Origin of the sequence: Dokdonella soli (assembly GCF_039523175.1) — a bacterium.
In the GTDB taxonomy this organism is placed as follows: domain Bacteria; phylum Pseudomonadota; class Gammaproteobacteria; order Xanthomonadales; family Rhodanobacteraceae; genus Dokdonella_A; species Dokdonella_A soli.
The window spans coordinates 389,301-408,225 of the sequence record NZ_BAAAEU010000024.1 but is presented as its reverse complement, the minus strand read 5'-3'; the positions used below and the strand labels follow the sequence as shown (position 1 = coordinate 408,225).

Annotated in this window: 11 protein-coding genes and 1 riboswitch; of the genes, 4 read left to right on the top strand and 7 right to left on the bottom strand. The window is 65.6% G+C overall.

Features of this window, described 5'->3' with window-relative positions:
• Positions 1-2: 2 nt before the first annotated feature.
• Complete coding sequence (locus ABD002_RS15710; RefSeq protein ID WP_343792759.1) at positions 3-1,982, top strand: hypothetical protein; 1,980 nt, start codon at positions 3-5, stop codon at positions 1,980-1,982.
• Between the two features lie 228 nt (positions 1,983-2,210).
• Positions 2,211-5,249, top strand: coding sequence for a BACON domain-containing protein (locus tag ABD002_RS15705; protein WP_343792757.1), 3,039 nt, complete (start codon positions 2,211-2,213; stop codon positions 5,247-5,249).
• Between the two features lie 41 nt (positions 5,250-5,290).
• Here ABD002_RS15705 and ABD002_RS15700 read toward each other — a convergent pair whose 3' ends face one another.
• Both ABD002_RS15700 and parC read right to left on the bottom strand, forming a co-directional pair.
• A complete protein-coding gene (locus ABD002_RS15700) occupies positions 5,291-7,777 on the bottom strand; it encodes a penicillin acylase family protein (RefSeq protein WP_343792755.1) in 2,487 nt (828 codons plus the stop codon).
• 139 nt (positions 7,778-7,916) lie between these two features.
• The gene (parC, locus tag ABD002_RS15695; protein ID WP_343792753.1) at positions 7,917-10,157 is read right to left on the bottom strand and encodes a DNA topoisomerase IV subunit A; all 2,241 of its coding nucleotides are present in this window, start codon (positions 10,155-10,157) and stop codon (positions 7,917-7,919) included.
• Positions 10,158-10,421: 264 nt separating this feature from the next.
• Between parC and ABD002_RS15690 the strand changes: the two genes are divergently transcribed.
• The gene (locus ABD002_RS15690) at positions 10,422-10,913 is read left to right on the top strand and encodes a hypothetical protein (RefSeq protein WP_343792751.1); all 492 of its coding nucleotides are present in this window, start codon (positions 10,422-10,424) and stop codon (positions 10,911-10,913) included.
• Between the two features lie 81 nt (positions 10,914-10,994).
• Here the strand turns inward: ABD002_RS15690 and cfa are convergent, their stop codons facing one another.
• The 5 genes from cfa to ABD002_RS15665 form a co-directional block, all read right to left on the bottom strand.
• Positions 10,995-12,113 carry a cyclopropane fatty acyl phospholipid synthase gene (gene cfa / locus ABD002_RS15685; RefSeq protein WP_343792749.1) on the bottom strand — a complete coding sequence of 373 codons (1,119 nt, stop codon included), beginning with the start codon at positions 12,111-12,113 and terminating at the stop codon, positions 10,995-10,997.
• A gap of 65 nt (positions 12,114-12,178) precedes the next feature.
• Positions 12,179-12,514, bottom strand: coding sequence for a DUF190 domain-containing protein (locus ABD002_RS15680; protein ID WP_343792747.1), 336 nt, complete (start codon positions 12,512-12,514; stop codon positions 12,179-12,181).
• Between the two features lie 14 nt (positions 12,515-12,528).
• Positions 12,529-12,915: a fluoride efflux transporter CrcB gene (crcB, locus tag ABD002_RS15675; RefSeq protein ID WP_343792745.1), complete on the bottom strand. Its 387-nt coding sequence runs from the start codon at positions 12,913-12,915 to the stop codon at positions 12,529-12,531.
• 93 nt (positions 12,916-13,008) lie between these two features.
• Positions 13,009-13,069, bottom strand: a riboswitch (Fluoride riboswitch).
• Positions 13,070-13,402: 333 nt separating this feature from the next.
• Positions 13,403-16,255 (bottom strand): fibronectin type III domain-containing protein, encoded by a 2,853-nt coding sequence (locus ABD002_RS15670; RefSeq protein WP_343792743.1) that lies wholly within the window; start codon positions 16,253-16,255, stop codon positions 13,403-13,405.
• A gap of 91 nt (positions 16,256-16,346) precedes the next feature.
• Positions 16,347-17,414: a hypothetical protein gene (locus tag ABD002_RS15665; RefSeq protein ID WP_343792741.1), complete on the bottom strand. Its 1,068-nt coding sequence runs from the start codon at positions 17,412-17,414 to the stop codon at positions 16,347-16,349.
• A 139-nt stretch (positions 17,415-17,553) separates the two neighbouring features.
• Here ABD002_RS15665 and ABD002_RS15660 point away from each other — a divergent pair, with 139 nt between their 5' ends.
• Positions 17,554-18,780, top strand: coding sequence for a multidrug effflux MFS transporter (locus ABD002_RS15660; RefSeq protein ID WP_343792739.1), 1,227 nt, complete (start codon positions 17,554-17,556; stop codon positions 18,778-18,780).
• Positions 18,781-18,925 lie beyond the last annotated feature (145 nt).

The following is an 18,925-nucleotide window of genomic DNA, read 5'->3' as shown; positions in this document are numbered from 1 at the left end:
CCATGCGCCTGTTCCGTTCGCGCGTCATGCCCGGCACTCTCCAGGTCCTGCTGGCCGCGATGCTGGTTGTCTCGGCGCCAGCGAAGTCCGGGGCCGTCGATTGGCAGGGCGTTGCGCAAGCGCTGCCGCAGGTCGTCAGCGCGACCAACTTCACGCCGCACGGCACGCAGCCGGGGTTGTTCCTCCCCCTGCTCGAAACCAACCCATCATGCTCGAGCTGCCACGGCGCAAACGGCGGCACGAGTACGGCCTTCCGTCCGTACCCGAGCTGGGGCGGCAGCATGATGGCCAACGCGACGCGCGATCCGGTGTTCTTCGCCGCGCTCGATATCGCCAACGTGGATGCGCCCGGCGTCGGCGACTACTGCCTGCGCTGCCATGCCTCGCGCGGCTGGTACGGCGGGCGCGTGGTCAAGGCCGGCTTCGGTGCGCCGAACAACGACGTGACGCTCGGCGCCGCAGGCTGCCTGCTCAGTGGCGGTTACGACTGGCAGGACACCACCGACAACGATTACAGCGGTTTGCCGTGCCACTACTGCCATCGCCTGACCGACAGCGGACCGGGTAGCGCGCCGGCGATGATCGGCAACGCGAATGCCTGGGTCGACGATACGCTTTGCGACGCGAACGCCAGCGAGCCATGCCGGCGCGGGCCGTACGACTATCCAAGCGGATCGCTGTTGCCGCCGCATCCGTGGAAGCAATCCGCCTACCACACCGAAAGCGGCGTCTGCGGTGTCTGCCATGACGTGACGACGCCAGATACCAGCATGGGACCGCTGAAGACGCTGCTGCTCGACAACGGTACCGATACCACGCGGCCTTTCCCGATCGAGCGCACCTATTCGGAATGGGGTCAGAGCCTGTTCGCCGATGCGATCTTCCGCGACGGCTTCGGCGATCCGCTGGCCGGCACACCGATAGTCGCGCATGCGCAGCCGTGCCAGATCTGCCATATGCCGACCAGCGAGGATCCGAGCGCGAGCGCCTGCTCGCTGGGCGGGTATCCAAGCCGCACCGGCAACCTGCCGGTGCACGCGTTCGCTGGCGGCAACACCTGGGTGCCCGGCATCATCAAGGGCGAGTACAGCAATACCGCGGCGATTCCCGGTGCGTATGGCGGCGTCGGCCGACAGGCTTCGTTCGATCAGACCGTCGCCTGGGCGCGGCAGATGCTCGGCGGCGCGGCCAGCATCGCGACGACGATCCAGAACTACATGCCGCCGGGCATCGGCGCCGGTTCGATGACCGTGCAGGTCAAGGTCACCAACCTCAGCGGCCACAAGCTGCCGACCGGCTATCCGGAAGGCCGGCGCATGTGGCTGAACCTGCAGGTCAAGGACAGGAACGGCGCGCTCGTGTTCGAGAGCGGCGCCTACGATGCGGCGGGCGGCGTGCTGACCCTCGATGCGCAGGCGCGGGTCTACGAGACCCAGCAGGGCATCTGGAATCACAACGGCACCGGCAAGTGCGATTTCGTCGATGGCGCCGGCAAGCCGCTGTTCCACTTTGCGCTGAACGATTGCATCGTCAAGGACAACCGCATTCCGCCGCTTGGCTTCAGGCCGGCGACCGCGGTCGATCCGAACGGCTATGAGCTGCGTCCGATACCGCTCGGCACGTATCCGGAAACTTCGCCCGGCTCGGGTGTCCTCGTCAACTTCGACACGACGTACTACTCGTTGATCGTGCCGATCGGAACGCCCGGTCCGCTGACCGCGACCGCGCGGCTCTACTACCAGACCGAGAGCAAGGACTACATCGCGTTCGTACGCGACCAGGCGATCGCAAACGGCTCGCAGAGCGAGAACGCGATGTGTGCGGCCAGCACGGGGCGGCCGTTCGTCGTCGGCCCGAAGCAGCGTACGCGCGGCGAGTACGTGTACGAATTGTGGAATAACGCACCGAGTGATCCGGTGCAGCCCGGGTACGGCAAGTCACCGCCGGAACTGATGCAGAGCGCGTCCGCGGCCACGCCCTGACGTGATCCATCGCAGATGGTGCCGCGGCCGTCGACACCTCCCGATGCCGCCTTCGCGTCGCAGGTCAAGATCGCCAGCACCGAAGCCGCCGCAGGAATTTCATCGACTGCCGCAACGCCAAGCCTTAAGATCACGGCCGGATGATCTGCTTTTCGGCTGCCGTCCGTGCCGAAACGACGGGACAACCCTCTTTCGGTGTTCTGTCTGGGGGCGCGTTTGAAGCGTTTCATGCTGGGTTTGATCCTCACCGTTGGCGCGGTCTTGTCGGTCCACGCGGCTGCGCCCGATGCGGCGCGTACGACCGCGGCAGTGTCGCAGCAATGGTCGGTCTCGGGCGGCGAAGTCGGCGTGAGCTGGAACCGCGACCTGGCCGGCGACATCGGCTTGCGCATCGCGGCGCCGAGCACGCAGCTCGCCGACGCGCCGGACCATCACTTCGAGCGCTTCGCGGTGCGTCGCAGCGATGCACTCGGGTTCCGTGTCGAGAACGGCCATTTCCGCGGTTTCAGTGGCGGCGCACTGCAGGTTCGTGGCGGCTACGTGATCGATCTGCCCGACGGCAGGATCGATCTCACCCATTTCCGCCTGGTGCCAAGCACGGACGATCCGTTCCTGCTCGATCTCGTCTCCGCAGATGGCAAGGCCTGGTTCTATGTCGACCGCCTGATGTACGAGACCGCCGGCAGGAACAACCTGCTTGCGGTGCGTTCGATGGATCTGCGGATCAGCGCGCAGCTCGCCACGCGGCTTGGCCAGCCGATGGTCGCAGGCTGGGCGATCGCCGACATGGAACTCAACAGCGAAGTGCTGAGCCGCGGTGCGCAGCTGGCGCCAACCGCGACCTGCGACGTGAACTCGGGCGCGAACTGCCATTTCGCGGGCATCGCGGCGCCCAATAGCGGCACCTATCAGGCCGACCTGTTCATGGAGAGCTTCACGCCGCAATACAGCCGCTGCCAGGGCTGCACGGGTCCCTCAGGCAGCGGCCAGGTCGTGTTCACGCCGTCGTCGACACTGAAGAACAACGTCAACGCCGGATCGATCCAGACCACGATCCCGGGACAGGGCGCGCTCGGCGTCAGCAGCGCGCTGTGGGCCGCGGATATCGCGTGGTTCGAGATGTTCTCCGGAAATTTTCCGCCTTATGGCAACGATCAGCATCCGTACCTGATCTGGAACATGTACCGGATCAATGCGGACGGCAGTATCGAGCAGATCGGCCGTTCCGGCCTCAAGCATGCGTACCTGACCGTCAATGGTGGCGCCAGCTGTCCTTATACCGAGGGGCATGTGCTCGGAGTCACCTGCGAGGACAACTATGGCACTGGCAGTAACGACAACGGCAGTCGACTCGGCCCACGCTCGGAGGTCATTCCGGCGACCAACCAATGGGGCCGCTGCGGCTCGATCTACGACGTGAACTGCAATGGCGTCAACGACAACCCGAACAACGGCAGCTACGCCTACCGTCTTGTCGTCGGCGAGTCGCAGATCAGCGCGACGGCGAACCCCGGCGCCAGCTGGCTGTTCGAATCGTGGTATCTCGCACGTGACGACATCAACATCTACAACTCGATGGGCACGGTCGCGACCGCGCAGAACTGGAGTCCACCGAATCCGCCCGCACAAGGCTTCTGGGGTATCAGCGCCTCGGGTTACAAGCTCGGTCCGGCGATCGACCGCTGGGTCAGCCCGACCGCGCCACCCGCGAATACCGGCAACACCGAGCTCGCGGTCACCGAAGGCCACGCCAAGCTGGCGGTCAAGGCAACGAATCTTGGCGGCGGCATCTGGCGATACGACTATGCGGTGATGAATCTCGATTTCTCGCGCGCGACCACGCAGGGCAGCGAGCCGAACCTGAAGGTGCTGAGCAACAAGGGCTTCGACAGCTTCAGTGTTCCGTTGCCGGCTGGCGCAACGGTCAGCGCCACGCGCTTCAGCAACGGCGATCTCAGTGCGGCCAACGACTGGAGCGTCAGCACCAGCGGTGGCAGCGTCACCTGGACGGCGCAGGCATCTGGCCCGACCTTGGACTGGGGCTCGCTCTACGCGTTCTCGCTCACCGTCAATGTGCCACCGGGCTCCGTAAGCAGCACGTTGCACGTTGCGCAGACGGGCAGTCCGGCAAGTTTCCATGTGGCCACGCTCGGCCCGGTTTCCGGCGCCCCGTCGCAACCTCTGGCGGCCATATCGCCGGCCAGCCTTGCGCTCAGCGTCGTTGCAGGCGCGAGCACGAGCGGTCCGTTCACGATCGGCAACTCCGGTGATGCCGGCAGCACGCTGCATTACACGATCGATGTCGCGCCAACCTCGTGTGCAAGTCCGTCCGCGGTTGCGTGGCTGAGTGCGTCACCGACCTCGGGTTCGGTCGCGCAAGGGGCTGCGGCCGCGACGATCACCACAACCGCGAATGCAGCCAGCCTTGCCGCCGGCAGCTACTCGGCGCAAGTCTGCGTGCGCAGCGATGACCCGGCACACGCGCTGATCGCGGTGCCAGTCACGTTGACCGTCACGCCGCCGCCGCCGACTGCGGCGGTTTCACCGGGCAGCCTGTCGCTCAGCGTGGTCGCGGGCGCGAGCACCAGCGGTCCGTTCACGATCGGCAATACCGGTGCGACCGGAAGCATGCTGCACTACACGATCGATGTCGCGCCAACCTCGTGTGCAAGTCCGTCCGCGGTTACGTGGCTGAGTGCGTCACCGACCTCGGGCTCGGTCGCGCAAGGCGCGACGGCGGCGACGGTCACCGCAACTGCGAACGCGGCGAACCTGACAGCCGGCAGCTACTCTGCACAGGTCTGCGTGCACAGTGACGATCCCGCACACGCGGTGATTGCGGTGCCGGTCGCGTTGACTGTGAGCGCGCCACCAGCCGCTTCGGTGTCGCCGGGCAGCTTCAGGTTTACCGTCGTCGGGAATGCCACTGGCAGCGGCACGCTCGATATCACGAACACCGGAGCAGCGGGCACGACTCTGCAGTTCACGATCGCGATGTCCGATCACACGCCGGTCGATTGCGCGCATCCGAATTCGGTTGCATGGCTGCGCGCGACGCCGACAAGCGGTTCGGTCGCCATGGGCGCGGTCGCGGCCGCGATCAGCGTGCAGGCGAACTCGAATGGGCTCGCATTCGGCAATCACGCGGCGACCCTGTGCGTCGGCACGAACGATCCGGCGCAGCCGACGATTCAGGTTCCGGTGAATCTCGTGGTTCTCGATCCGAACGACGTGATCTTCATCGATGGCTTCGACGGCACGCGTTGAGCGCTTGCCATAGCAATGCGTGATCGCGGGGTTGCCGATGCTCAGCGCGACAACGCTGGCACGAAATGCACCACATGCTGCGCAGGCCCCGGCAGGAACGGTGTCGGCGTTCCTGTAGCCCAGTCGGCATGGCCGGCGCCGTAGTACGGTGACAACGGGTGGCCGCTCTGGCCGCCGGGCATCATGAAATAGCCGTGTTCCTCGTCAGCGGGTGCGACCGCGAAACGTTCGGAGGCACCGAAGGCCGGTCCCTGCACGCGCGGCATGTTGCTGTCGCCGGGCAGCGGCTGGTAGGGCATGTCGAGCCAGCGCGCGACGAACGCGGGCAGCGCGCGAGAAAGCGGATGCACGATGCGCATCGTGTTGCGTTCGCCCCAAGTGCGTTCGGCAAGACCACGGGGCTGCGCGTCGAGATTCTTTCCGGCGCGTTCGGCACACGCGATCAGCAGCGCGTCCCAATCCGCGTAGCCCGGGGGCAGCAGATGTGCAGGTCGCTCGCCGACGAGTTTCCACACTGCGTGCTCGCCCTGCTGCAGTTTCGGTAGCGCGAAGTCCACGACTTGGCCGCGCACCGCGGCGGCGAAACCGTCGAGCACGGTGTCGATCACTTCGTTGCGCCACGCGCGTACGAGCCGGTACGCGACCGAATCGGTCGAGGCATGCCCGTTCCAGTCAGCGAGCGCGCGTTTCATCGCGTCGTTCAACGCGGACGACGGTGCACGGTTGAGTTCGAGGCCGAGCAGGTCCTTCCAGCGCTCGAGGAACAGTGCGCGATCATCGAGCTGGATCGCGAGCAGATCGGCTGGCGTGAAGCGCGCGCGCGCGCGCAGGCCGTCGCGGATCTGCAGTGCGCGTGCGCCGAGGTCGTAGCCGCCGTCGCCGAGTGTCGCCAGTGCCGCGCCTTCGACGAGGCGCTGGTTGGCAGTCCACAACCGCTGCCAGGGCGGATTCGCGATCAGCGGCACATCGCGCGCATCGAGCCAGCCATCCCAGCCGATGCCCGGCTGCGACCAGTCCGCCGGCAGGCTGGCATCGAAGCCGCCGATGCGTTTGGGAATGCGTCCGGCGATCGTCCACGCAATGCTGCCGTCCTTGTCGCCGACGAGGAAGTTCTGAGGTGGCACGCCGCTCACCTGCGCGATCGCGACTGCCTCGTCGACTGTCTCGGCCTGCTCGATGCGCGGCAGCTCCACGTTGATCGCGCCGGGTTGCTGCGCGGTCCAGGCCAGCGCCAGCGGCGTGCCGTCGGCGTCCTTGCCGATGATCGGGCCCCACCGCGTCTCCTCGACCGCGAGGCTTTCGTCGGCTGCGCCGTGCACGCGGATGATTTCCTCGTGTTTCGAGATGGAGGTCCAGCCGTCCGTGGTGCGATAGCGGTCCGGATCCTGCGGATCGCGGATCACGCGCACCCAGTCGGTGGCGTCGATATAGCTGTTCGTGAATCCCCAGGCGACGTGGCCATTGCTGCCGACCACGATCGCCGGCGTGCCGGGCAGGCTGGCACCGGTGATGTCGGTCATCTGTCCGACGTGACGCGGATCCGGATAGACCAGACGCGTGCGGAACCACAGGCTCGGCACGCGCAGGTCCAGGTGCATGTCGTTGGCGAGCAGCGCGGCGCCACCGGCGAGCGCGCCGTTGACCGCGAAGCTGTTGCTGCCGTATACGCGGTCGTCGTCGAGCAATGGCGCAGGTTGGGGTGAGCGCCGCGAACCCCAACAATCCAGTAGCGCCACGAACGTTGGGCATCGCTCACGCTCAGCCCAACCTACGGTAGCTGCGTCGTGGCGCAGCAACTTCGGATCGAGCGCGTGCAGATCGAGCTCGGCCGGCGTCGGCGGATCCGGCCATGACAGAGCGCCACCCGCGATCGGCGCATCCCAGCTGCCACCGCTCGCAACGAGGAAGCGGAATGCGGACTCCGGCAACGCCGCGTGCATCTGCGCGAACGCGAGTTCGCGCTTGTTCTCGGCGTCGTTCAGCGTGAACGCCATCGCGGCGACCACCAGCAGCGTGTCCTCATTGCGCCAGGGCGTGGGCTCGCTGCGCGTCAGCAGATACGCGAACGGACGCACCGATAGCGCCGCGAGCCCGGCGTTGACACCGTCACGATACGCCTCGATCGCGTCACGCTGTTCCTGCGGCAGCGCCGTGATCGCGGCCTGCATGCGCGCGCGCATGCGGTGCGCACGCGCGGTGCGGTCGGCGGGCAGTGCGACCTTGCCGAACAACTCGGCCAGTTCGCCCGCCGCACGACGGCGCAGAAGGTCCATTTCGAAGTAGCGTTCCTGCGCGTGCACGTAGCCGAGCGTCCAATCGAGATCGCGCCGGTTGCTGCCGCGCAGGGTCGCCGTGCCGAGCGCATCGCGTTCGACCTCGACGGCTTTGGACAACGCGGGGTTGTGCACGTCGCCATCGTACTGCGGCAGGCTGCCGTGCAGTGCGAACCAGCCGGAAGCGAGCAGCGCAGTGCTGACGATCACCGCGACAACGAACAGACGCGCAAGCAGACGCAACGAACGACGCATTGAGGATTCCCCAGGCGAAGGACCGCGCATCGTAGTTGATTCGCGGGCTCGGTGTCGGGCAGTCTTTGGGTGGAGAAATCCGGAGCGCCGACCACGTCACACCCGGTGACGCGGTCCACAGATGTCGCGCAGGAAGGCGTCAGGCGCTGGTTTCGATGCGTTCCACGCGCTGAAGTCCGCGCGGGAGCAGGCCGCCGCGCGCCGCGCGGTTGCCGCCGTACTCGACGAGGTCGGCCCACTTCAGCGTCAATTTGCGCTGGCCCGCATACAGCGTGACTTCGCCCTTGCCCTCGGCAACCACTGCGATGCCGATGACTCTTTCACCCTCGGCGAGCTTCGCCTTCGGGATCTCGATCAGCTTGTTGCCCTTGCCACCCTTTTCGAGTTCCGGCAATTCCGCGACCGAGAACATCAGCAAGTGTCCGGCGTTGGTCACGACCACGATGCGGTCGCGCGCGGAATCGGCGACCAGTGCGGGCGCAAGCACGCGTGCGTCGTCTTCGACGTTGAGGATCTGCTTGCCGGCTTTCTTGTTCGCGAGCAGCGCCTCGAACTTCGTCACGAAGCCATAGCCGAAGTCGGAAGCGAGCACCAGCCTCGTTGATGCATCCGCGATCGCGACTGCGTCGAAGCGCGCGCCGGCCGGCAGCGCGAAGCGGCCGGTCAACGGTTCGCCGTTGCCACGCGCGGATGGCAGCGTGTGCGCCGGTGTGGAATAGCTGCGGCCGGTCGAATCGATGAACGCGGCCTGCTGCGTAGTGCGCCCCTGCGCGGCGGCGAGGAATGCATCGCCCTCGCGGTAGCCGAGCGCGGGCGCGTCGACATCGTGGCCCTTCGCGGCGCGCACCCAGCCCTTTGCGGACAACACGACCGTGAGCGGTTCGCTGGCGACCAGTGCGGTTTCGTCGAGCGCTTGTGCCACAGCGCGTTCGATCAGCGGCGAGCGGCGTTCGTCGCCGTACTTCTTCGCGTCGTCCTTGAGTTCGTCCTTGATCAGCGTCTTCAGGCGTGCTTTCGAATTCAGGATCACGTTGATGCGCGCGCGTTCCTCTTCCAGTTCGTCGCGCTCGGCATTGATCTTCATCTCCTCGAGCCGCGCCAGCTGGCGCAGGCGCGTTTCGAGGATGTAGTCGGCTTGTTCCTCGCTGAGCTTGAAGCGCGCGATCAGCACCGGTTTCGGTTCGTCCTCGGTCCTGACGATGCGGATGACCTCGTCGAGATTGAGGAACGCGATGCGCAGGCCTTCGAGCAGGTGCAGGCGGCGCTCGACCTTGGCGAGGCGGTGCTGCAGGCGCTTGGTCACCGTGTCCTGGCGGAAGCGCAGCCACTCGGACAGGATCTGCCGGAGATTCTTGACCTGCGGCTTGCCGTCGAGGCCGATCATGTTGAGATTGATGCGGTAGCTCTTCTCGAGATCGGTCGTCGCATTGAGGTGCTGCATCATCTCGTCGAGATCGATGCGGTTCGAGCGCGGGATCAGCACGATGCGGATCGGGTTTTCGTGATCCGACTCATCGCGGATGTCCTCGATCATCGGCAGCTTCTTCGCGCGCATCTGCGCGGCGATCTGCTCCAGGATCTTCGACGGCGATACCTGGTAGGGCAGGGCGGTCACGACGACGTTGCCGTCTTCCTTCGTCCACACCGCGCGGCAGCGCACCGAACCGAGGCCCGTCGCGTACATCGCGGCGAGTTCGCTCTGCGGCGTGATGATCTCGGCGGCGGTCGGGAAGTCCGGGCCTTTCACGTGCTCGCACAGGTCCGCGAGGCTCGCTTCCGGATCGTCGAGCAGACGGATGCAGGCGCTCGCGATCTCGCGCAGGTTGTGTGGAGGAATATCGGTCGCCATGCCGACCGCGATGCCGGTCGAACCGTTCAGCAGCACATGCGGCACGCGCGACGGCAGCCACGACGGCTCCTTCAGCGTGCCGTCGAAGTTCGGTGTCCAGTCGACCGTGCCTTGTCCGAGTTCGGCGAGCAGGAGTTCCGCGATCGGCGTCAGCTTCGACTCGGTGTAGCGCATCGCCGCGAACGACTTCGGGTCATCGGTCGAGCCGAAATTGCCCTGGCCGTCGATCAGCGGATAGCGGTACGAGAACGGCTGCGCCATCAGCACCATCGCCTCGTAGCAGGCGCTGTCGCCGTGCGGATGGAACTTGCCGATCACGTCGCCGACCGTCCGCGCGGACTTCTTCGGCTTGGCGGAGGCGTCGAGGCCGAGCTCGCTCATCGAGTAGACAATGCGCCGCTGCACCGGCTTGAGGCCGTCGCCGACGAACGGCAGCGCGCGGTCGAGCACCACGTACATCGAGTAGTCGAGGTAGGCGCGCTCGGCGTAGTCCTTGAGCGGGATCTGTTCGTAGTTGGCTTGGATGTTCATGGGGTCCGACGAAAGACTGCGCCGGCACTGCCGACGCGAAACGCATAGTTTGACGCAAGGTGCCGCCGGTCGATAGCCGCGCGGGATTGCCGACCGGCATAGGCGCGCCAGAAGGGTCGGCGATTGCGGCCCCAGGTTTGGCGTTTCCGGTGATTCCCTGAACTCGGCACCGCGTATCGGGTCCGGATCGTGTTCGGTCTGTCATTCTTGCGCATTTTCCCGGAAGCAAGCGCGCAATGCCGCGCGCACACCCGGAGAACTGCAATGCGAATTCATGCCCTGAAATGGGCCGCCGCGGCGGTCCTGCTGATGATCGGCATCTCGGCTCATGCACAGACGTGGAGCAGCCCCATACAACTGCACAACGGCGACGCTTACGGCGGTTATACCTGCGCCGCCCCGTGGGAGATGTTGTACATGGACGACGGTTATTTCCCGATCTACACACCGTCCAACGTCTACACGATCAATCAGATCGCGGTGCAGCGCCCCCACCAGCCGCCGCCGCAGCTTGTTCCGTTCCAGATCAACATGACACCCTATGGGGCGGATCTCGCGCTGTGGGTCTGCCAGTCGAGGAGCGGCAACATAGTGCGCGGCTGCGTGGACGTGTCGGACAACTACGGCATCGGCGTGTCAGAACACGTGACCGTGCCTGCCCAATGGGGCTGGTACTACGTGATCGTTACCGGGAATACCGGGCAGCAGTATCCCATGTGCGGTCAATATTTCCTGACAGCGGTCGAGGGGTACTGAAGCCCGGAACGTCCCATCGTTCCGGCCTGGCGTCCGGCGGGCCCACTGCGTTCGCCGGCGTTACGCCGGGGTTCGGTGCGATCAACGCGGCGCCCGATATCCACCGGGCACGCCATTGGGCGACAGCACCAACTGCCAGAGCTGGTCGCGGCGCGCGCGGAACACCGCGGCGGAGGCCGCCAGGTAGAAATGCCACATGCGCCGGAAGCGTTCGCCGTATTTGCTCGCGAGCCGTGGCCATGCCGCGTCGAAGTTGGCGCGCCAGGCCATCAGCGTGCGATCGTAGTCGGCGCCAAAGTTGTGCCAGTCCTCGGTCACGAAGATGCCTTCGACGTGGTTCGCGATCTGTTCCGCGGACGGGATCATCGAATTGGGAAAGATATATTTCGAGATCCACGGATCGGTATGGTTCGATGACACGTTCGAGCCGATCGTGTGCAGCAGGAACAGGCCGTCTTCGGCCGTGCAGCGGCGTGCCACTTCGAAATAGGTGCGGTAGTTCCTGACGCCGACGTGCTCGAACATGCCGACCGAGAACACCCGGTCGAAGCGTTCGTCGAGCGCGCGATAGTCGGCAAGGCGGATCTCGACGGGCAGGCCGCGGCACAGCTCGCGCGCGTAGTCGGCCTGCTCCTGCGACACGGTCACGCCGACAGCAGATACGCCGTGACGTTCGGCGGCGAGTTTCAGCGCTTCGCCCCAGCCGCAGCCGATGTCAAGTACACGCATGCCCGGCGCGAGGCCGAGCTTGCGGAAGATGAGATCGAGCTTGGCTTCCTGCGCGGTATTGAGATCGGTCGCCGCGTCCCAATAGCCGCAGCTGTAGACGAGGTGCTTGCCGAGCATGGCCTGGAACAAATCGTTGCCGAGGTCGTAGTGGCGCTCACCGATCACGTAGGCACGGCGACCGTGCTGCAGGTTGACCAGGCGTGCTTTCAGGAACAGCCAGGCGTCCTCGAACGTGCCGACTCGTTCGTCGAGGTGGGCATCGAGCAGTTTGAACAGGAAGCCATCGAGGTCGCCGGCGTCCCACCAGCCGTCCATGTAACCTTCGCCGAGGCCGAGCGATCCGTGCGCGAGGATGCGCGAATACAGGCGTGGATCGTGCACACGGATGTCGGTGGATGCATCGCCGCCGATGCGTACGCCGGCGATGTTCAACAGGGATTCGATGCGTGCACGCGATCCGGCCTGAGACATCCGTTACCCCAGCAGCCATCGGTACGGCAAGGATAACGCGCCGGTAAGGCGCGCGCAGGTGGGTGTCAGTTTCCGGCAGGTTTCTTTTCGCCGACGATGCCGAACTCGGCCGGCAGGCGCGCGTAGAACAACGGCGCACCCTCTTCACGCACGAGTTCCAGCAGCGCATCGGCGTCCTGGTCGGAGACGATGAACTCGACCAGCACCGTCAACTGTCCGGCAAGTTCGAAGAAGTGCTGCTCGGTCATCACGCCGTGGCGGCCGAAACCGGCGATTGCGCGGAACGCGGAGCCGCCGTGGATGCCGCGTTGCCTCGCCTGCTCGAGCAGCCATTCGTAGAGCAGCATGCCGCGATGCTTCTGGTTCTCGTGCAGGTAGAAACGCAGTGAGCAGCCTTTCATGCAGGGTTCCTCCATCAGGCGCGCAGCAGCAGGCGGACCAGGCCGATGCCAGCGAGCGTCATCAGCAGCGAACCGAACAGGTGCGCTGCGATGATCGTCACGGTCCAGGCGTATTGCTGACGCAGAAACAAGGTGACCGTTTCGGCCGAGAACGTCGAGAACGTGGTCAGGCCGCCGAGGAAGCCGGTCGTGATCGCGAGGCGCCAGGCGATCGGCAGCGCCTCATAGTGCGCGAACAGACCCATCGCAACGCCCATGACGAGGCCACCGAACAAGTTTGCAGCGAGGGTTCCGAGCGGCAGCGTCGGCAGTATCGGGTTGAGCAGCAGGCCGAGCAGCCAGCGCAGCACCGCGCCGGCGAAGGCGCCGAAACCCACGGCGAGAAAGGAGACGAGATTCATGGCACTCCCGGTTCGATTGGCGACATCCGGAACGCGGAACCGCGAGGAATCGTGGAGGCTGCCCACGACGCCCGACGGCTCACGTTGCCGGGAACTTCGTCAGGCATCATCAGCCTTGCGGCGGTTCGAGGAGAATGCCATCTCCTTGCAGCCGCAGCATGATAGCGCAGTCCCTTGTGCGTGATCGGCTGTCGGGCGCTGCGCTTTTCGAACAGTGGACCTATACGTGCGGATCGTTCCGATAGGCCTGCAGCGGGACGACCGCAACGATGCGCTGGATCTGACCCGCCAACCTTGTCTGTTTGTCGATCAGCCACTTCAGGGAACTTGGGGTCGCTCGGGGAATGCCGAAAGCGTGCATGGCGAGATCTTGCCAGTCGTGTGCAGCAGCTACCGATTGGCGGCCTTGGTGCGTAAAAAAGCCACCGCATTGCCGCGGTGGCTTTGATCGAAGAAAAGCCGGGGCGCACGGCCCCGGCTACGACACTTACTGGCAGACGTCGACTTTCAGATTGGCGATGTACCAGCCGTTCGGCGCCGGCGCGACGCCGTTGGAATCGGTCGTCGCGCGGAAGTTCAGCTGCACGCTCTGCCCGGCGAAATCATCGAGGTCGACGACGGAGCGCACCGGCACGCTGGCCGCGACCTGACACCAGGCGGTCAGGCCGGCGTTGATTTCGCCGCTTGCGACCAGGCCCGTGTACGGATCGGTGAACATGCGGTTCGGGCCGAGGTAGCTGAAGCCCGCCGCATTGCCAGCCTTGATCGTCAAGGTCGCGTTGTCCCAGCAGCCTTGAGGACCGTTTTCCTCGAAGTGGTGATAGGTATCGTAGGAAAGCATCACTGACTTCGCTGCGGCCGGTAGTGCGATCGTCGGCGAGATCAGCTGCCGGTCGCTGGTGGTCGAGTTGTCCGGGATGCCCCATAGCGTGCCGGTGAGCCCGGTGCCGGTGGGTGCCGTCATCTGCGTCCAACCGGTTGCACCGCCGCCTGCGGTAGTCCAACCGTTTATGCCGCCCTGGAAATTGTCCTTGAACACAGTGTTGAGCGTGGTGCCCACCGCGCACTGGCCCGGCACGCCGGTGGTGAACGAGAATGCGGCCGAGTTCGCACCGTCGCCGCAGTAGTTGTGTGCGCGCACGCGCCAGAAATACTGAGTGTTGGGTGTCAGGCTGACATTGACCGCCCAGGACGTGCCGGTCACGTTGCCGCTGGCCACGATCGTGCTGAACGCCGCGCTGGTAGCGACCTCCACGGTATAGCTCAGTGCACCAGGCGTCGCAGTCCAGCTGAGCAGCGGACGCACCTTGACGCCGGTCGTCGCGTTGACTGGAGCGACCAGAGGCGGCGCCGCCGCCGCAGTGGCCGATACGCCGAGCTGCAAACCGAGCGTGCGCGTCAACGCGCCGCTGGCGCCGATGGCGGTGTAGCTGTACTCGCCCGATGGCAGATTGCGGCCGCCGGTGAGGGTGAAGGTGCTGGAACCGGGTGCCTGGATCGGGTTGACCGAGAAGCTGGCGGTCGTTCCGGCCGGAATGCCGCTGGTATCCAGCGTGACCGGACCGGCGAAACCGTTCAGCACGCCGGCGCGCAGTGCGTAGCTCGGATCAGCCGTCGCCGTCGCGCCGCAGATCTGAAGGCGCCGCGGTGTGTCCGATACGAATGCGAAATCCGGGCTGCCGCAGCCGGCGAACCGGAAGCTACAGATGCGCGTAGACCAGGCGCCACTGGAGGTGGTCGGGTAGTACTCGTTGGTGAACCAGAACGTGCACTGGTCGGCGGGATCCACGCTCATCGAGGAATAGTCGCCCCAACGATTGAGCGTAGTGAGCTGCGAGCCGGTCGCCGCCGCGGTGCAGGTCTGCTCGTCGCGCAGCATGCCCGCCGCGTCGTTGAGGCTGCGCCCGGTGATGTTGATCTTCGGGTTGATGCTGCTGCTCGATACCGAATAGCCGACGCCGATGTCGCCGTTGGCATCGACGGCGATGCCGCCCATCCAGCGCGTATTGTTGTCGGGCGCGAACGTGCCTTCGTCGAGGATCGCCTTGCCGAGCGCCTGCGCAGCGGCAGCCGGGTCGAAGCCGTCGCTGAAGATCCGATCGGATGGAACCGAAGGCGAGGAGGACTTCAACGCGAAATGCACCCACTTGATGCCGCCCTGCTGCGCGGCGCCGAGCACGGTGTGATTCACCGCCAGCGACAGTTGGGTCGGCGCTCCGGGCGGGAACGCGCGCGCATTCGCGCGGTACATGATGTGCGTGCCGAACGCGTTGAGGCCGCTGCTGGTGCCCAGCTCGGCGACGTCGTTGTAGTTGGGCACGAACGGCGCGCCGGCCGCGACGCGGGTCGGCGTGGCCGACAGCGTGCTGCTCGCCGGCGTCGTCCAGTTCAGGCACAGATCCCAGAACTTGTATTCGCTGGTCGAGGCATCGAAGTGAACGTAGGCAGGGCAACTGCCGGCCGGAGCGGCGAGCAGACCGGTGAGGTTGACCGGCTCGACGCCATAGGCATCGTTGCCGGGGAAGCGAACCATTGCGGCCGGCTGACCCTGCAGCATCTTGTCGCGCTGCATCGCGATGAAGGCCGCGCCGACGAAGTTCGAGCTCGCGTCGAATTCGTGCGTGATCAGCAGGTAGGCGTCCTGCGTGCCGGTCGTGTCGGTCCACACGGCAAGCTTCGGATAGTCGCCGAAATTCGGCCAGTTGAACTGGTAGCGATAGTAGGTGCCGAGCGGATCGCTGGTTGTGGAGATGGCCACGCACTGTGCGTTTCCAGCTACCGAAAACTGGCTCATCACCCAGCGGTGCGCTTGCGGATCCCACAGCGCAATCGGGTCGCCGTCATTGCCGCTTTCGCAGGCGCCGCCGAAGCCGATCCAGAATGAATTTCCCGGCGTCGGGCCGGAGACCTTGCTGCCGGTGATCTTGTCGTAGATCGCCCAGCTCGTGTTGACCCATTGAATGAAGTGCTTGTCGCTGACGTCGCCATTGGTGTCTGGCGGAACGCAACCTGGGCCGCAACTGGTGTAGTCCTGACCATCGAAGGACTGGATCGGGCTGGGCGCCGTAATGCCGAGCTTGCGGGTCTGGATGCCGGGGAGGCGGAAATCCGCTTGTTCCTGGCTGATGCCGACATAGCCGGGCTTCAGGAAAATATTCGGAACTTCTCGCGGTTCCTGCTCTCTGCCCGGAACCTGTGCCGGCGGCAGTTGCGCGATGATGTCGCGCATGGGCGCCGAAACATCGTGCCGGACCGCCGTGATCACCTCCGGCACGCCGCTAGCGGCATGGGCCGCACTGGTCAGCAACAACAGGGCAACGATGCCCGATGCAATGGGCATACGACTGACTCTAGACATTCGCAATCCTCCCGTCTGGTAAGTTTTCGGCCTCCCTGGACGAATGGACGCGCGGCCGAGCCACGCCCACCGCTCAGCGGGACCCCTCCCGCTGCGCGCGCAATCTCTCCTCGAGCAAGTCGAGTCGACGCAGGTGGTCGCTCAAGAACGCTCGCATCTCTGTCGGCAAGTGCGGATCCGCCAACGCCGCCTCGATCGCAGGCCGCTCCTGCTCGGGGGCCTGCCGTCGCAGCATCAACAGTGCAACTTCCGCGATGGCGGAGCTGTCGCTGCGGACCCAACGGATCAATGCCGAGGATGGAAGCTTGACGGACCTGCGGTCGAGAAGTCCCAGTGCGGAACGCACGAGACCACCTCGGCCGTCAGACGCTGCAGCATATCCGTCCAAAGGCATGCCCGCCACCAGGCCTTGCGCCACATCCAGCCACCAGCCCTCGCCGAACCGGGCCGGTTCGCGTGCTGCCAGTTCCAGCAAGGTGGTGCGTGCCGCAGGAGGCGCCTCGGCATTGCGGACGAAGGTCTCGACGCGGCCGCGGTCCGTCGCCCGGATGCGCGCGCGCAGGTCCTCATTCAACGCGATTTCCGCGGCAGCCAGATTCTGCAACGCCGGGTCGGCGCCCCCGAGTGCGTCCAGCAATGCGTCGAGCGTTCGTCTCGATTCCCGGCCGTGTTCGGAACTGCCGAGTCGCAACAGCGCACGAATCGGCGCGGTGTCGCGGAACAGCGCCGGCTCGAGACCATTGCTGACCAGCAGTCGCGGGCCGTCCGGATTGCGGATCATTTTCTCCGCCTGCATCGGACTGGAAATGTAAGCCGTATAGGCGAGGATGTAGTCCTGATTGAGTTTCACCTGAGAAAGCAGGCTGGCCGATACGCGGACATCGATGCGTTCGGGCGGGTGATCCTCTCCGCTGAGCACCTGGCCGCGCACGAATACCAGGCGCCCCGCCGGATTGATCTCGATGAGCTTGCCCGTGATCAGGCTGTTGGTCGGCTGATAGATCAATTCCAGCGGTGACGCCAGGCGATCGGCGTATGCGCAAGGCGCGACCAAGGCCCATGCCACAAGGGCGATCAGCCGCCTGCGAAATGCGTGGCAGCGCTCCGTCGCCGGGGCGAAGCGGGTCGTGAAGAACTTCATCTTGGGTCTTGTCCGGTGGCTCGCCCGGCAGTGGCGCACGAAAAGGCTATCAGTTGCCGAGACGGATCGCTGGTCGCGCAACCGCGTGCTGCGCATGGCGGAGCCGGTGTAGCATGCGCGCCCGCCCGATCCGCCGCCGATGACCCCTGCTGCCACTCCCCGCCGCCGTCTGCTCGCGCCGCTGCTCGCCGCGCTGGCGATGTTCGGACCGTTCTCGATCGACACGATCTTCCCGGCATTTCCGGCGATCGGGGCGCAGCTGCGCGCGAATCCGTTCGCGATGCAGCAGACGATCAGCGTCTACATGATCGCCTACGCGCTGATGTCATTGCTGCATGGGCCGTTCTCGGACGCGCTCGGCCGGCGTCGCGTGATCCTGGCCGGCGTGATCGTGTTCTCCCTCGCCTCGATCGGCTGTGCGCTGTCCGGCACGATCGAGGCGCTGCTCGCGTTCCGCGTGCTGCAGGGCGTCTCCGCAGGCGCCGGCCTGATCGTCGGCCGCGCGATCATCCGCGACTGCTACGACGGCATCGAGGCACAGAAGCTGATGTCGACCGTGTCGATGATTTTCGGCATCGCGCCGGCGGTCGCCCCGATCGTCGGCGGCTGGGTCATCGCGTTCGCGCGCTGGCCGATGATCTTCTGGCTGCTCGCCGCGTTCGCACTCGTGTTGTGGCTTGCCTGCCTCGCGCTGCTGCCGGAAACGCATCCGCGCGAGCGTCGCGTCGCGCTGTCGCCGCGCGAACTCGCGAAGACCTATCGCATGATCTTCGGCGATCGCGCCTTCTATCCGCTCGCACTGGCCGGCTCGCTGAACTTCAACGCATTGTGGATCTATATCTCGTCCGCCCCTGCGGTCGTGCTGAACCTGTTGAAGCTCGATGCACAGCATTTCGCCTGGCTGTTCGTGCCGGCGATCAGCGGCATGATGTTCGGAGCCTTCCTGTCCGGTCGTCTCGCCGGACGCCTGAGTGCGGGGGCGACCGTGCGTCTCGGCTACACGATCATGCTCGCCGCGGGCGCGCTCAATCTCATCGTCGCGTTCGCATTGCCCACGCCGCGAGTGCCGTGGTCGGTGTTGCCGATCGGTCTGCACGCGATCGGCATCGGCATCAACTTCCCGACCCTGACCCTGCTCCTGCTCGACCGCTTCCCGCAGCACCGCGGAGCGGTGTCCTCGGTGCAGGCGTTCATCAGCCTCGTGATCAGCGCGACGATCGCGAGCGTGATCTCGCCGCTGCTGTCCGGCAGCATGGTTTGGCTCGCGTCGGGAGCCTTGCTGTCGACCGCGCTCGGGTTTGGCGCGTGGCGGCTGTATCGGGTAATCCAGCAGCGGGAAATGCAGCTTGCTGGTGCGCAGGCGTAGGCGTGATTCGCGTGATGCGGCTTCAGACCTTGATAGCTGCTGGGGCAGCGGCGGGAAACGGCTGGTTCGCCGCTACTTCAAGGCGAAGGACGTTCTCGCATCGGCGTGTCGGCTGATCCGAGAGCACGCAACAAGGTATGCCCAT

Excerpts from the sequence above, each read along its gene's own strand:
- ABD002_RS15710 (WP_343792759.1), top strand. The coding sequence starts at position 3 with ATGCGCCTGTTCCGTTCGCGCGTCATGCCCGGCACTCTCCAGGTCCTG.
- ABD002_RS15705 (WP_343792757.1), top strand. The coding sequence starts at position 2,211 with ATGCTGGGTTTGATCCTCACCGTTGGCGCGGTCTTGTCGGTCCACGCG.
- ABD002_RS15700 (WP_343792755.1), bottom strand. The coding sequence starts at position 7,777 with ATGCGTCGTTCGTTGCGTCTGCTTGCGCGTCTGTTCGTTGTCGCGGTG.
- parC (WP_343792753.1), bottom strand. The coding sequence starts at position 10,157 with ATGAACATCCAAGCCAACTACGAACAGATCCCGCTCAAGGACTACGCC.
- ABD002_RS15690 (WP_343792751.1), top strand. The coding sequence starts at position 10,422 with ATGCGAATTCATGCCCTGAAATGGGCCGCCGCGGCGGTCCTGCTGATG.
- cfa (WP_343792749.1), bottom strand. The coding sequence starts at position 12,113 with ATGTCTCAGGCCGGATCGCGTGCACGCATCGAATCCCTGTTGAACATC.
- ABD002_RS15680 (WP_343792747.1), bottom strand. The coding sequence starts at position 12,514 with ATGAAAGGCTGCTCACTGCGTTTCTACCTGCACGAGAACCAGAAGCAT.
- crcB (WP_343792745.1), bottom strand. The coding sequence starts at position 12,915 with ATGAATCTCGTCTCCTTTCTCGCCGTGGGTTTCGGCGCCTTCGCCGGC.
- ABD002_RS15670 (WP_343792743.1), bottom strand. The coding sequence starts at position 16,255 with ATGCCCATTGCATCGGGCATCGTTGCCCTGTTGTTGCTGACCAGTGCG.
- ABD002_RS15665 (WP_343792741.1), bottom strand. The coding sequence starts at position 17,414 with ATGAAGTTCTTCACGACCCGCTTCGCCCCGGCGACGGAGCGCTGCCAC.
- ABD002_RS15660 (WP_343792739.1), top strand. The coding sequence starts at position 17,554 with ATGACCCCTGCTGCCACTCCCCGCCGCCGTCTGCTCGCGCCGCTGCTC.